The sequence below is a fragment of the Paenibacillus sp. FSL R10-2736 genome (assembly GCF_038000245.1).
Classification (GTDB): Bacteria; Bacillota; Bacilli; order Paenibacillales; family Paenibacillaceae; genus Paenibacillus_AQ; species Paenibacillus_AQ phytohabitans.
Window position 1 is genome coordinate 238,335 of record NZ_JBBOBN010000001.1, and the last position, 14,029, is coordinate 252,363.

General features: G+C 53.3%; 7 protein-coding genes, 1 tRNA gene and 3 rRNA genes. 9 read left to right on the forward strand and 2 right to left on the reverse strand.

The genetic code is table 11. The features are described from left to right. Positions 1 to 3 precede the first annotated feature (3 nt). Positions 4 to 942: a hypothetical protein gene (locus NSQ73_RS00955; RefSeq protein WP_340985147.1), complete on the forward strand. Its 939-nt coding sequence runs from the start codon at positions 4 to 6 to the stop codon at positions 940 to 942. A 103-nt stretch (positions 943 to 1,045) separates the two neighbouring features. Here the strand turns inward: NSQ73_RS00955 and NSQ73_RS00960 are convergent, their stop codons facing one another. Further along, on the reverse strand, positions 1,046 to 2,320 hold the full coding sequence (locus tag NSQ73_RS00960; RefSeq protein ID WP_340985148.1) for a molybdopterin-dependent oxidoreductase: 1,275 nt from the start codon (positions 2,318 to 2,320) through the stop codon (positions 1,046 to 1,048). A gap of 177 nt (positions 2,321 to 2,497) precedes the next feature. Between NSQ73_RS00960 and NSQ73_RS00965 the strand changes: the two genes are divergently transcribed. From NSQ73_RS00965 to NSQ73_RS00980, 4 genes are all read left to right on the forward strand, one after another. Then, the gene (locus NSQ73_RS00965) at positions 2,498 to 3,205 is read left to right on the forward strand and encodes a response regulator transcription factor (protein ID WP_042217951.1); all 708 of its coding nucleotides are present in this window, start codon (positions 2,498 to 2,500) and stop codon (positions 3,203 to 3,205) included. 18 nt (positions 3,206 to 3,223) lie between these two features. Beyond that, positions 3,224 to 4,330: a sensor histidine kinase gene (locus NSQ73_RS00970; RefSeq protein ID WP_340985149.1), complete on the forward strand. Its 1,107-nt coding sequence runs from the start codon at positions 3,224 to 3,226 to the stop codon at positions 4,328 to 4,330. Between the two features lie 103 nt (positions 4,331 to 4,433). Further along, complete coding sequence (locus NSQ73_RS00975; RefSeq protein WP_340985150.1) at positions 4,434 to 5,063, forward strand: hypothetical protein; 630 nt, start codon at positions 4,434 to 4,436, stop codon at positions 5,061 to 5,063. Beyond that, positions 5,060 to 6,901, forward strand: coding sequence for a transglycosylase domain-containing protein (locus NSQ73_RS00980; protein ID WP_340985151.1), 1,842 nt, complete (start codon positions 5,060 to 5,062; stop codon positions 6,899 to 6,901). The genes NSQ73_RS00975 and NSQ73_RS00980 overlap by 4 nt, the downstream gene beginning before the upstream one ends. A gap of 10 nt (positions 6,902 to 6,911) precedes the next feature. Here the strand turns inward: NSQ73_RS00980 and NSQ73_RS00985 are convergent, their stop codons facing one another. Continuing rightward, positions 6,912 to 8,162: an MFS transporter gene (locus NSQ73_RS00985; protein ID WP_340985152.1), complete on the reverse strand. Its 1,251-nt coding sequence runs from the start codon at positions 8,160 to 8,162 to the stop codon at positions 6,912 to 6,914. 402 nt (positions 8,163 to 8,564) lie between these two features. On the opposite strand from NSQ73_RS00985, the gene NSQ73_RS00990 reads away from it, so the two are divergent. The 4 genes from NSQ73_RS00990 (at position 8,565) to rrf (ending at position 13,844) form a co-directional block, all read left to right on the forward strand. Next, positions 8,565 to 10,122: ribosomal RNA gene (locus NSQ73_RS00990) — 16S ribosomal RNA — on the forward strand. A gap of 101 nt (positions 10,123 to 10,223) precedes the next feature. After that, positions 10,224 to 10,299 (forward strand) — tRNA-Ala (locus NSQ73_RS00995). A gap of 300 nt (positions 10,300 to 10,599) precedes the next feature. Next, a 23S ribosomal RNA gene (locus tag NSQ73_RS01000) occupies positions 10,600 to 13,648 on the forward strand. A 79-nt stretch (positions 13,649 to 13,727) separates the two neighbouring features. Next, a 5S ribosomal RNA gene (gene rrf / locus NSQ73_RS01005) occupies positions 13,728 to 13,844 on the forward strand. The 16S, 23S and 5S rRNA genes sit together here with 1 tRNA gene alongside, the layout of an rRNA operon. Positions 13,845 to 14,029 lie beyond the last annotated feature (185 nt).

Below are 14,029 nucleotides of genomic sequence, written 5' to 3' on the forward strand. Positions count from 1 at the left end.
CACTTGATACGAGTACAGGGAAGGCCGATCCTGATATTGGCATCCGTCATAAGTCTGCTGCTGTTTCCGGCATGCGGACAGAACAACGCAGCGGAGGGCAGCGGACAATCTTTTGCTGCAGCAGTAGAGGCTTCAGACAGAACGGAGGAGCCAGCAACGGAAGCACAAGCGGCGGCTGCCCGGCAACCAGCTTCTCAATTTCCCCGGGCCCCGGTCTCACCTTCCCCTGCCGTGAAGGATGCTCCAGTAGTGCAATCAACTAATGCAGACTCCGGATCTGAGATAGCAGAGGCTCAAGCGGGTGTCACGTCCCAACCTTCATCTATGCCTTCTGCAACTTCGGCAATTGAATCTGCCGTGGCTCAGGAGTATCCCAAGAAGACTGCAGGTGCTATCACAAGTTCTGTATCTCCTTCTCTTGTGGAGAGCACAAAGCCGCAGCCGTCACCCGGGCAACCGGCAAAGGCAAAGGACACGGGAAATCCTAGTGCTGAGCCAGCAGCTAAAGCCAGTGCTGCCCCGGCGTCCAGCCCGGTACAGCCTGCCAATACGGTGAATACAGCGGCAGCAGCCCCTGCAGGGAAGACAGATATTGACTGGAGCGGTTTCTTTGACGGTGACGATCAGACCCGGCCCTCAGAGAAGTTCTGGGATCTAAGCGGCAGCCACGTAACGATCAAGGGCTTTATGGGCGAAGTCCTTTCTTTTGAAAAGAACTGGTTTCTGCTTATTCCAGAACCGGGTGCAGAGTGTCCGTTTGATAATGGTGATGAGACCTACTGGAACAAGATTATGATCGTCTTTGTTCCTGAAGGCAGCAAGCTCCGTCATACCTCCGGACCGCTGGAAATATCGGGTCGTCTGGATGTAGGAATCAAGATTGATGAGTCAGGCTACAAAACCATGTTCCGTCTATATGATGCTTCTTTCAAAAGCTTATAGTACATGAAAACAAGCCTCCGTACCCTGATGGGAATGGAGGCTTGTTACCTTGATGACCACTGCCGCGGTTCAAACCCGCATTATATGGAGGCGCCAGCAGCAGTTATACCCGTTTGGCGTTAGGCAGCCAGGCATCAATGTCATACCCGCGTTGTTCCCAATAGCCGACATGATCACCTGCGATCAATTCGATGCGGTTGAGCCATTTAACTGACTTGTAGGCATACATTTGCGGAGTGACCAGACGTACAGGCCCGCCGAGCTGGTTAGGGATCGGTTTGCCGTCATGCATCACAGCCACCATGATATCCTCCATCCGCGCTTGAGCCAGCGTTAGAGAGTCCGTGTAGACACCGTCTCCCGAGTAGAGCTTGACCGTGACAGCTTCATCCTGCACACCGGCCATATCCAGCAGCTTATAGAGTGGAAGACCCTCCCATGTATTTTTATAGACAGACCAGCCGGTTACACAGTGAAAATCACTGACCTGCACCTCGCGCTGCAGCTTGACGAATTCTTCCCAGCTCCAGGTGAACTTTTTGTCCACCAGACCATCGATAGTAAAAGACCAGTTGGAGTTATCGAAGGCGGGAATGTCAGTGACGGTGTATACACGGAAGCTGCCTTCGGCTCCCCCGCCAATGGGAGGGGCTGATTCCGCCAGCGGAACCGGATCGGGAATCAGGGCATTGGCATTCGAGGCCGCATAATCGGCTGTACCCGGAAGCTGCAGGGATTTGCCGATCCAGCGTACAAAGGTTGGGCCGAGCGTTACGGCGAGACCTGCTCCTACAGCCACCTTGATGAAACCGCGGCGTGTGTACATAGGCTGAGCTTCAGATGAAGCTGCGGGTCGTGGCCGCCCGATAGGAGCAGGGCCGTCCCCTGCAGGCACCGTCTCCGCTGTGATTGAGCGCTTCTTGGGCTCCTTCAGCCATTTAACCCGGGTAATGGAATGGTAGATAATTACCGGGAGCCCGACCCAGGTCAGCAGGTCATGTACAAACAGTGCCGCATTTGCGGCTCTCGGCCCGGCAAGCCTGAACTGCCACAGGACCACTCCGGAGATCAGCCAGCCGGTCAGAAGAGTAAGCACGAAGATGACATTAGCTTTTTGCCCTGTTTTGCCCTTCAATCGCTTCCAATGCTTCGCGGCCAGCAGCAAATAATAAATGACGGGAATCAGCAGCGCCAGTCCAAACACAATATGGCCCCATTTCAGCCATACTCTGACTTCCCCCAGTATCTCCCTCCAGAAGCCGCCCACCAGCATCAGGCCGCTAAGCGCCAGGAACAAGACCAGCCAGGCATTCCACATGTGAATGGATACCAGCTTTTTACCGTACCCTTTGCGGATTATCGTAAGTATATTCTTCAATTGCCTACCTCCTTCGGAGCTTCCAGCCTGACAATAGATAATTCAAGTTTAAACTAATTGTACCGCAAAAAAAGCCTGTTGAATAATGTTCCCCAGCCAGACTGGACAGAGTGGTTGCCTTTCCTGAACTTTATCTTATAGACTAATGGAAAGAGCTCTGGAAAGGATCAAGTACCCGTGAACCAAGAAACGATTCTGCTGGTGGATGATGAAGTGGAGATTGTGGAGCTGCTGGATATCTATCTTAGTAATGAGGGATACCGGCTGCTTAAAGCTTTTGACGGAATGGAGGCGCTGGAATGCCTGGCCAAAGAGAAGGTGGATCTCATTATACTCGATGTGATGATGCCCCGCATGGACGGGATTGCCGCCTGCATGAAGATCCGTGAGGAACGGAACATGCCGATTATTATGCTCTCCGCCAAGAATGCCGATATGGACAAAATCCTTGGACTCAGTATCGGTGCCGACGATTATGTAGGCAAGCCGTTTAATCCGCTGGAGCTTGTGGCGCGGGTCAAATCGCAGCTGCGCCGTTACCATAAATTGAATCGGGACGCTCCTGCCAGAACGAATGAGCATGAACTGGTCTTTGAAGATTTGCTGATAGATACGCTTCGGCATGAGGTGAGCGTGGACAACCGCAAGGTAAAGCTGACGCCCCGCGAGTTTTCTATCCTGGAGCTGCTGGCGCGGCATCAGGGACAGGTGCTCAGTATGGAGCAGATTTATCTGAAGGTGTGGAATGAGCCTTTTCTGGATGGCGGCAACACCGTGATGGTGCATGTCCGCAATATCCGTGACAAAATCGAGCTGGATGCTAAGCAGCCCCGTTATGTGCAGACCGTGTGGGGCATTGGCTACAAGCTGGATCATCCGTCCTGAAAGCTGAGGTGAACCGTAGTGAATACCAAATATATCAGTACCATCCGCTGGAAGTTTATCTGGGCCTTTGTGCTGAGTATTATGTCGGGGGCAGTGCTGCTTTTGGGTGGCTATCGGCTGGTCAATTCTTTGATTTATCTGAATCCGGCGCCGCCCTCGGCACTGTACTCCCTCATTCTGAAATGGATCATCAACCATATCGGCTCGGCGCCGCTGATGACTGCTGTCGGAATTGCCAGCTTCCTGATCTTCTTCTTCATCTATACGCGTAAAATCATCTCCTACCTCGAAGAGATCACCAGCGGTATCCAGCAGATCACGAAGCTTGACGAATCGCACCGGATCGAGGTTCGCACGGCGGACGAGCTGGGGGTGCTTGCGGAGAACATCAACATTATGTCTGAGCGGCTGCAGCGTTCGCTGCTGGAAGAACGCAAGGCCGTTGAGTCCAAAAATGAGCTGATTACCGGCGTATCCCATGATCTTCGCACACCGCTGACATCGGTGCTTGGCTTCTTGGAGTATATTGAGCAGGACCGCTGCCGGGAAGAGACGGAGATACGCTACTATGTAGGAATTGCCTATCAGAAAACATTAGTGCTGCGCAAGCTGATTGACGACCTGTTTGAATACACGCGGGTTAACAGCAGCAGACTGCCGCTTGTGCTGGAACGGCTCGATCTCAAGGCCTTTATGCGCCAGCTTGCGGAGGAATCCGTTCCGGCTCTGGCCCGTGCAGGCATGACTTATGAATTGTACGATGATACCGAATCGCTGTGGATTGAAGCGGCTCCTTATGAACTGGTACGCGCTTACGAGAATCTGATTGCCAATGCGATCCGGTACGGCAAAGACGGGAAGCGGCTGGAGATTGGGCTGAGCCGTGAAGGAGACGATGCGCTCGTGCGGATCAGTAATTTCGGCGAGATGATCGCGGAGGGGGATCTCCCGCATATTTTTGAACGGTTCTACCGGGCGGAGCGCTCCAGATCGCAGATTACCGGGGGATCGGGCTTGGGGCTGGCGATTGCCAAGGGGATTGTGGAACGGCATCATGGGGAGATCACGGCCCGCAGCACCAGGTCCCGGACGGATTTTATTACACGGTTTCCGGTGTCTTCTTAACAATCTTCAGCGTTTCTTAAGAAGTGGCAACGGTAATTCTTAAGATTTAGCCGATATCCTTGTGCTATGGGATGAAACCCGGGAAGGCAGGAGGAATTGGCTGATGTCAAAAATACACACGATACGCTCACTTTACCTCTACATGTTCTGCGGTAGCGCCCTGCTTAGTGCAGGGCTGCTACTGGCTATGCGGGGGCTGTTTGCTATGCTCTACTCCCGGTATACGCCTGAATCGGCGGCGCTGTTTGTCCGTTTCACGCATTGGATAATGAATCATATCGGCGCAAGACCGGCGGCTCTCATGATGTTCACCGCTGTATGTGCAGGCCTGTTCCTGCTCCGTTCGCAAAAAGCAGCCAACGATACCACGGCGCTGCTGCGCGCCGCAGAGCAGCTGGCGGCCCGCGGCTCCTGTGAGCTTACGGACCTTGAGGTACAATCCGGCGGGGAATTCGGCCGGCTGGCCGCCAGTTTACGCCGGATTCATCAGGCCGGGTTGCGGCCGGCGGCGGCCTCCGCACCACAGATACAAATGCCGGCGCCGGACCCACAGGAGTCCATGGCGCTTATTTTGCGGACACGGACGCTGATCCGCATGCTTGGACAGGCAGAAGCGGAATCAGAGGAGGCGGGCTGCAGCATCCCTGGTGCTGTTCTGCAGCAGCTGGAGATTGCCCGGCGCGAGGCGCAGGGGCTGGAGAAGACTCTGGAGAGCTGGGCACGGCAGGTATGAGAACAGGACGGAAGCAACTGCTGCGTATTTGCTATGCCGGTTTTGATCTGGCGGTCATCCTAACCATACTGATGCTGGCAGGATTTATCTATATTTTTCAGTATGGGGGGCTGATGCTGGACCGTTATCCGGAGAAAATGATTTTACCCGAATCGAGCGTCATTATTGCCTCAGACGGAACTGTGTTGCGGAGAATCCCACTGCCTGAAACAGGCTATCGGACCAATGCCGGACTAGAAGAGATGCCGCAGCTGCTCATAGATACTTTTATTGCTGTCGAAGACCGCCGCTTTTACAGCCATGAGGGTCTGGACTACCAGGGAATAGCCCGCGCATTGGTGAACAATACGGTACGGATGGGGGTATCCGAAGGCGGAAGCAGCATCACCCAGCAGTTGGCACGGGGATTGTATCTGAACCGGGGGCAGAATCTGCTGCGCAAGCTGAATGAGGCCGCGATCGCGCTGGCGCTGGAGAAGCGGTTATCGAAGGATGAGATTCTGCAGCTGTATCTCAACCAAATTTATATGGGGCAAGGGCAATATGGGGTAAAGTCTGCAGCGGAGCGTTATTTTGGCATATCTGATCTGAAGCAACTGGAGATTGGGCAGATCGCAACGCTGGCAGCTATTCCCAAAGGGCCGTCCATTTACAATCCGGCAGACAACCTTGAACGGTCAGCAAGCAGACGGAATCTGGTCCTGCGGATTATGCAGCAGCAAAAGCTGATTACAACGGATCAGATGACGGCGGCAATGAAGAGCACCTATCAGCCTCCAGTTAAGGCAAAGACTGAGATTGTCGGGGCGTCCTATATGGATGCGGCACTTCAGGAAGCGATGCAGCAGACAGGGTTATCCCAAAAAGAGCTGCGTACAGGCGGGTATACTCTCGTGACGGGAATGAATATCGGGGCGCAGCGGGCCATGGAACACGTATTCTCTCAGGAGGATGCGTTCCCGCCGAATGGAAAAGACCAGAGCGCCGAAGCAGCCATGGTCATTATCGACCAGCGGACCGGTGAAGTGGCCGCGCTGTTAGGCGGACGAAACCCGAGTGCAGGCGATCTGAACAGGGCTATAATCCCTTCCCGGCAGCCAGGCTCCGCGCTCAAACCCATTATAGATTATGGGCCGGCGCTGGAGAGCGGCAAATATACGCCGGACAGTCTCCTGCCTGACATCAAAACAGCCTACGGCAGCTACAGTCCCGCCAATCTGAACGGAGTATATCGTGGGCAGGTGAGCATGAGGGTAGCCCTGCAGCAGTCCATCAATGCCCCTGCGGTATGGCTGCTGCAGCAGGTGGGAGTCAGCTATGCCCGCGGCTTTGCGGCCAAGCTGGGGGTGAAACTCGCGGCAGAGGACAATCATCTGGCTATTGCCCTTGGAGGTCTGCACAGCGGCGTATCCCCGCTCACGATGGCCCAGGCTTACACCGTCTTTGCGAACGGAGGCATTCTTAACAAGGCATATCTGGTGCGCAGTATCAGGGATGCGCAGGACCGGGAGGTGTACGCGCATGTCTCTGCGCCGCAGCAGGTCATTTCGGCGCGTACCGCAGCGGATATGACCGGGATGCTCCGTCAGGCGGTGAGTGAAGGAACGGGCAGACGGGCGCGTATGAACGTTACAGTGGCCGGCAAGACAGGAACCACACAGCTGGATCTGCCGGGAGTCCCCGGCAAGGCCAACCGGGATTTATGGTTCGTCGGTTATACCCCGAGATGGACAGCGGCGGTATGGATGGGCTTTGACCGCTCCGACCCTGACAACTATATGACTGCCGGAAGCGGGCTGGCGGCTGCTTTATTCTCCAGGGTTCTCTCAAAGCTTTGAATAGATTTGCTTATTCCGCCGCCCATTCCTCAAGCTTCCTGTCACCGGGCAGCAACAGCGCAAGAAGACCGAGCAGCGGAAGGAATCCGCATGCTACGAACACCGTTGCAATTCCGATCGTATCGATCAGATGTCCGATCACGACAGATCCTATACCGCCAAGACCGAAGGCAAGTCCGGTAATCAGGCCGGAGACCGTACCGATATTGCCGGGATACAGCATCTGTGCGTAGATAACGGTTACGGAGAAGCTGGACAGCAGCACAAAGCCGGAAATAATCAGCAGCACTGCTGCCCAGAACTGATTCACAAAAGGCAGAGCCAGCGCAAACGGCACCGTCCCGATCATCGAGACCAGGATGAGATTGCGGCGGCCGAAACGGTCGGCGAGCGGACCGCCGAAGAATGTGCCTACAGCACCGGCTGCGAGGTACATGAAAATGTAGACCTGAGCATCATCAAGTGTCATGCCGTATTTGTCCATTAAGTAGAAGGCATAATAGCCGCCGATGGAGGCACCGTACCAGGAGCGTACGAACACAATGAAGACCAGAATGACTGTTGTAATTAGAATACGTTTGCTGCGGGCGGGGTCAATGGAGCGGGACACTGATTTTTTGCGAAAAGTATACCCGGCATCCAGCATTTCCCGGTACCAGCGGGCCACATAAGTCTGGACGGCGATCCCGGCAGCGGCGATTACGGTGAACCAGAGAGCCCCCATCTGCCCGAAGGGGATGAATACCCATTTCATCAGAAGCGGACCCAAGGACTGACCGGCGTTGCCGCCCACCTGGAAAATAGATTGCGACAGCCCCTTCCGTTGCCCGGCGGCCATATGGGCTACACGCATGCCTTCCGGATGAAAGGCGGCTGAACCAAAGCCTACGAGCATCACGGATATAATGACAAGTACGTAGTTCCCGGCAAAAGCGAGTAAGAAGACGCCTGCAAAAGTACAGCACATCCCCAGCGGGAGCAGAATTGGGCGCGGTTTGCGGTCAGCGGCAAAGCCGATAATGGGCTGAATCACCGAGGAGGTGAGGTTAAGCGCGAATGCAATCCAGCCAATCTGGGCATAAGAGAGCAGCATGTTATCCTTCAGTACAGGAAACATCGCCGGAATAAGTGCCTGGATGGAATCATTGAACAGATGAACAAAACTGACTGCGAGTAAAATCCGGTAAATGGTTGCCTGCTGCAAATTGCGGGATTCCTCAATAGCGGTGGCAGGAGCAGCGGGTATAGACTTGTTGGACATTAGGACTCCTTTCAGAGACGGGAATTAGCAAGAGCATCTATAAGATGAAGATAAATCCTATTGTAGCCATAAGCGATGTATTATGGGAATCAATTTGTGCGGTATGGGGCGTATTTATGCGTTCCTGGTTTTATTTATAAAAAAGGCTTGCAAACATCTGGGCGGCATGATATATTATCTCTTGTGCTTATGAGACATCGGCGCTGAAACAAGCGACGAAGAAAAAATAAGTTGACATGAAACATAGAAACATGATAGGATATAATTCCTGTGCAAGATACATAATGTTGAAATGCCGGGAGCAAGTTCTTTGAAAACTGAATAAATGGAACGCGTTAATTTTTACAAGATTCATTTAATGAATCGTCAGTTTCAAAATGAGCAATCGCTCTTTCTAAATACAATTTGGAGAGTTTGATCCTGGCTCAGGACGAACGCTGGCGGCATGCCTAATACATGCAAGTCGAGCGGAGTAGGAATGGAAGCTTGCTTCCATTCCTACTTAGCGGCGGACGGGTGAGTAACACGTAGGCAACCTGCCCTCAAGACTGGGATAACTACCGGAAACGGTAGCTAATACCGGATAATTTCTTTCCTCTCCTGAAGAGAGAATGAAAGGCGGAGCAATCTGCCACTTGGGGATGGGCCTGCGGCGCATTAGCTAGTTGGTGGGGTAACGGCTCACCAAGGCGACGATGCGTAGCCGACCTGAGAGGGTGAACGGCCACACTGGGACTGAGACACGGCCCAGACTCCTACGGGAGGCAGCAGTAGGGAATCTTCCGCAATGGGCGAAAGCCTGACGGAGCAATGCCGCGTGAGTGATGAAGGTTTTCGGATCGTAAAGCTCTGTTGCCAGGGAAGAACGACCGGTAGAGTAACTGCTACCGGAGTGACGGTACCTGAGAAGAAAGCCCCGGCTAACTACGTGCCAGCAGCCGCGGTAATACGTAGGGGGCAAGCGTTGTCCGGAATTATTGGGCGTAAAGCGCGCGCAGGCGGTCATTTAAGTCTGGTGTTTAAACCTTGGGCTCAACCTGGGGTCGCACTGGAAACTGGGTGACTTGAGTACAGAAGAGGAAAGTGGAATTCCACGTGTAGCGGTGAAATGCGTAGATATGTGGAGGAACACCAGTGGCGAAGGCGACTTTCTGGGCTGTAACTGACGCTGAGGCGCGAAAGCGTGGGGAGCAAACAGGATTAGATACCCTGGTAGTCCACGCCGTAAACGATGAGTGCTAGGTGTTAGGGGTTTCGATACCCTTGGTGCCGAAGTTAACACAGTAAGCACTCCGCCTGGGGAGTACGGTCGCAAGACTGAAACTCAAAGGAATTGACGGGGACCCGCACAAGCAGTGGAGTATGTGGTTTAATTCGAAGCAACGCGAAGAACCTTACCAGGTCTTGACATCCCGATGAAAGCATTAGAGATAGTGCCCCTCTTCGGAGCATCGGAGACAGGTGGTGCATGGTTGTCGTCAGCTCGTGTCGTGAGATGTTGGGTTAAGTCCCGCAACGAGCGCAACCCTTGACTTTAGTTGCCAGCAGGTAGTGCTGGGCACTCTAGAGTGACTGCCGGTGACAAACCGGAGGAAGGTGGGGATGACGTCAAATCATCATGCCCCTTATGACCTGGGCTACACACGTACTACAATGGCCGGTACAACGGGAAGCGAAACCGCGAGGTGGAGCCAATCCCAGCAAAGCCGGTCTCAGTTCGGATTGCAGGCTGCAACTCGCCTGCATGAAGTCGGAATTGCTAGTAATCGCGGATCAGCATGCCGCGGTGAATACGTTCCCGGGTCTTGTACACACCGCCCGTCACACCACGAGAGTTTACAACACCCGAAGTCGGTGGGGTAACCCGCAAGGGAGCCAGCCGCCGAAGGTGGGGTAGATGATTGGGGTGAAGTCGTAACAAGGTAGCCGTATCGGAAGGTGCGGCTGGATCACCTCCTTTCTATGGAGAATCGTCACCGGAAGCGGTGACATTCAAATCGGAAGCGTAAGCTTCCAAGATACTTAACGCGTATCCATTTGTTCGGTTTTGATGGAATTTGCGGGGCCATAGCTCAGCTGGGAGAGCGCCTGCCTTGCAAGCAGGAGGTCAGCGGTTCGATCCCGCTTGGCTCCACCAACAAACTTCATCAATTTGTTATGTCTAGAAACTTAATATCGTCTGTAATTCCGAACAACACAACCGTGTTTGTCCCGTGATTACAGCAACTTGATCCTTGAAAACTGGATACCGAAACGAATTTGCGTTTTAGAACATCTTTTAGCTGAAACTTGTGTAAGCAAGTTGAAATAGTTATTAGTGCAGAACGAAGGTTTTCGATTGTGCAGCGACCTTTGGCTTTGAGTGTGTTGGTGAATGGAGCAATCCATGAGCAGCATTCAAAACAAGATGAGCAAGCAAGCGAAACACCGGAGTGACGGTTAAGCTAATAAGAGCACACGGAGGATGCCTAGGCGCCAGGAGCCGACGAAGGACGTGGCGAACAACGAAACTGCCTCGGGGAGCTGTAAGCAAGCTTTGATCCGGGGGTGTCCGAATGGGGAAACCCAGCTGTGGTAATTCGCAGTTACTCATTTCTGAATACATAGGAAATGTAGAGGCAGACCAGGGGAACTGAAACATCTAAGTACCCTGAGGAAGAGAAAACAATAGTGATTCCGTCAGTAGCGGCGAGCGAACGCGGAACAGCCTAAACCAAGGGGCTTGCCCCTTGGGGTTGTGGGACGTCTCACATGGAGTTACAAAGGAATATGGTAGGTGAAGAGGTCTGGAAAGGCCCGCGATAGAGGTAAAAGCCCTGTAGCCTAAACTGTGTTCTCTCCGAGACGGATCCCGAGTAGTGCGGGGCACGTGAAACCCCGTATGAATCCAGCAGGACCATCTGCTAAGGCTAAATACTACCTGGCGACCGATAGTGAAACAGTACCGTGAGGGAAAGGTGAAAAGCACCCCGGAAGGGGAGTGAAATAGAACCTGAAACCGTGTGCTTACAAAAAGTCAGAGCCCTATTACTGGGTGATGGCGTGCCTTTTGTAGAATGAACCGGCGAGTTACGTTTAACATGCAAGGTTAAGGTGAGAAGCCGGAGCCGCAGCGAAAGCGAGTCTGAATAGGGCGATTGAGTATGTGGACGTAGACCCGAAACCGTGTGATCTACCCCTGTCCAGGGTGAAGGTGCGGTAACACGCACTGGAGGCCCGAACCCACGCATGTTGAAAAATGCGGGGATGAGGTGGGGGTAGCGGAGAAATTCCAATCGAACTCGGAGATAGCTGGTTCTCCCCGAAATAGCTTTAGGGCTAGCCTCGGTGAATGGAGTGGTGGAGGTAGAGCACTGATTGGGTGCGGGGCCCGCAAGGGTTACCAAGCTCAGTCAAACTCCGAATGCCATTAACTTCTTGCCGGGAGTCAGACAGTGAGTGCTAAGATCCATTGTCAAAAGGGAAACAGCCCAGACCATCAGCTAAGGTCCCCAAGTGTGTGTTAAGTGGGAAAGGATGTGGAGTTGCACAGACAACCAGGATGTTGGCTTAGAAGCAGCCACCATTGAAAGAGTGCGTAATAGCTCACTGGTCGAGTGACTCTGCGCCGAAAATGTAACGGGGCTAAACACACCACCGAAGCTATGGCTAGGATCGACTTCACTGCGCCTTTGAGGCGTGTGTATCCGGAAATGACATTGATGCCGAGAAACATCCGAAGGGATGATTGGCTAAATGCTTTCAGGGGATAAACACGAACTTCGAAGCTGGAGTGAAGTCGATCCTGGGGTAGGGGAGCGTTGTATGTAGGTTGAAGGTGTACCGTAAGGAGCGCTGGACAGCATACAAGTGAGAATGCCGGTATGAGTAACGAAAAGATCAGTGAGAATCTGATCCGCCGAAAGCCCAAGGTTTCCTGAGGAAGGCTCGTCCGCTCAGGGTAAGTCGGGACCTAAGGCGAGGCCGAAAGGCGTAGTCGAAGGACAACAGTTTGAAATTACTGTACCACCGTAATCCGCTATGAGCGATGGGGTGACGCAGGAGGGTAGTGACGCGGACTGATGGATATGTCCGTCTAAGCAGTGAGGCTGATGTGTAGGCAAATCCGCACATCAATAAGGCTGGGCTGTGATGGGGAGCGAAAATTGTAGTAGCGAAGGTCATGATCTCACACTGCCAAGAAAAGCCTCTAGCCAGGAGAAGGTGCCCGTACCGCAAACCGACACAGGTAGGCGAGAAGAGAATTCTAAGGCGCGCGGAAGAACTCTCGTTAAGGAACTCGGCAAAATGACCTCGTAACTTCGGGAGAAGAGGTGCCTCGGTAGGGTGAATAGCCCGAGGGGGCCGCAGTGAAAAGGCCCAAGCGACTGTTTAGCAAAAACACAGGTCTGTGCGAAGCCGCAAGGCGAAGTATACGGGCTGACGCCTGCCCGGTGCTGGAAGGTTAAGGGGAGTGGTTAGGGGCAACCCGAAGCTGTGAACCGAAGCCCCAGTAAACGGCGGCCGTAACTATAACGGTCCTAAGGTAGCGAAATTCCTTGTCAGGTAAATTCTGACCCGCACGAATGGCGTAACGACTTGGGCGCTGTCTCAACGAGAGATCCGGTGAAATTTTAATACCTGTGAAGATGCAGGTTACCCGCGACAAGACGGAAAGACCCCATGGAGCTTTACTGCAGCTTGATATTGAATTTGGGTACGATCTGTACAGGATAGGTGGGAGCCGTAGAGGCAGGAGCGCAAGCTTCTGCGGAGGCGCCGTTGGGATACCACCCTGATCGTATCTAGGTTCTAACCTAGTACCCTAAGCGGGTACGGGGACCGTGTCAGGCGGGCAGTTTGACTGGGGCGGTCGCCTCCTAAAGAGTAACGGAGGCGTTCAAAGGTTCCCTCAGAATGGTTGGAAATCATTCGCAGAGTGCAAAGGCATAAGGGAGCTTGACTGCGAGACCTACAAGTCGAGCAGGGACGAAAGTCGGACTTAGTGATCCGGTGGTACCGCATGGAAGGGCCATCGCTCAACGGATAAAAGCTACCCTGGGGATAACAGGCTTATCTCCCCCAAGAGTCCACATCGACGGGGAGGTTTGGCACCTCGATGTCGGCTCATCGCATCCTGGGGCTGAAGTAGGTCCCAAGGGTTGGGCTGTTCGCCCATTAAAGCGGTACGCGAGCTGGGTTCAGAACGTCGTGAGACAGTTCGGTCCCTATCTGTCGTGGGCGCAGGAAATTTGAGAGGAGCTGTCCTTAGTACGAGAGGACCGGGATGGACGTACCGCTGGTGCATCAGTTGTTCCGCCAGGAGCATGGCTGAGTAGCTACGTACGGACGGGATAAGCGCTGAAAGCATCTAAGCGTGAAGCCCCCTCAAGATGAGATTTCCCAATTAGTAAGACCCCTTGAAGACGACGAGGTAGATAGGTTGGAGGTGGAAGTGCAGCAATGCATGGAGCTGACCAATACTAATCGGTCGAGGGCTTATCCAATTTTCGAAGAACGCAGATTCGTTTCGGATTCAGTTTTCAGGCGATCAAATTCCTGAAGCATTTACGCTGTAAATGCCCGTTTGGTGGCGATAGCGGAGGGGTTCCACACGTACCCATCCCGAACACGACCGTTAAGCCCTCCAGCGCCGATGGTACTTGGACCGAAGGGTCCTGGGAGAGTAGGACGCCGCCAAGCACATGAAGCCATTGTTGAGTAATCGACAATGGTTTTTTTGGTTTGTGCAGGGTTGTGGAAAAGCTGTGGATAAATTTCAGTAACTACTGAAAACTTACGCACATGTGGATACAATTTCAGGAAGAAGTCTTTTCCCTGATAATGTGGACTAAAACGCATATTCAGGCGAATGAGTCAAGAGAAAA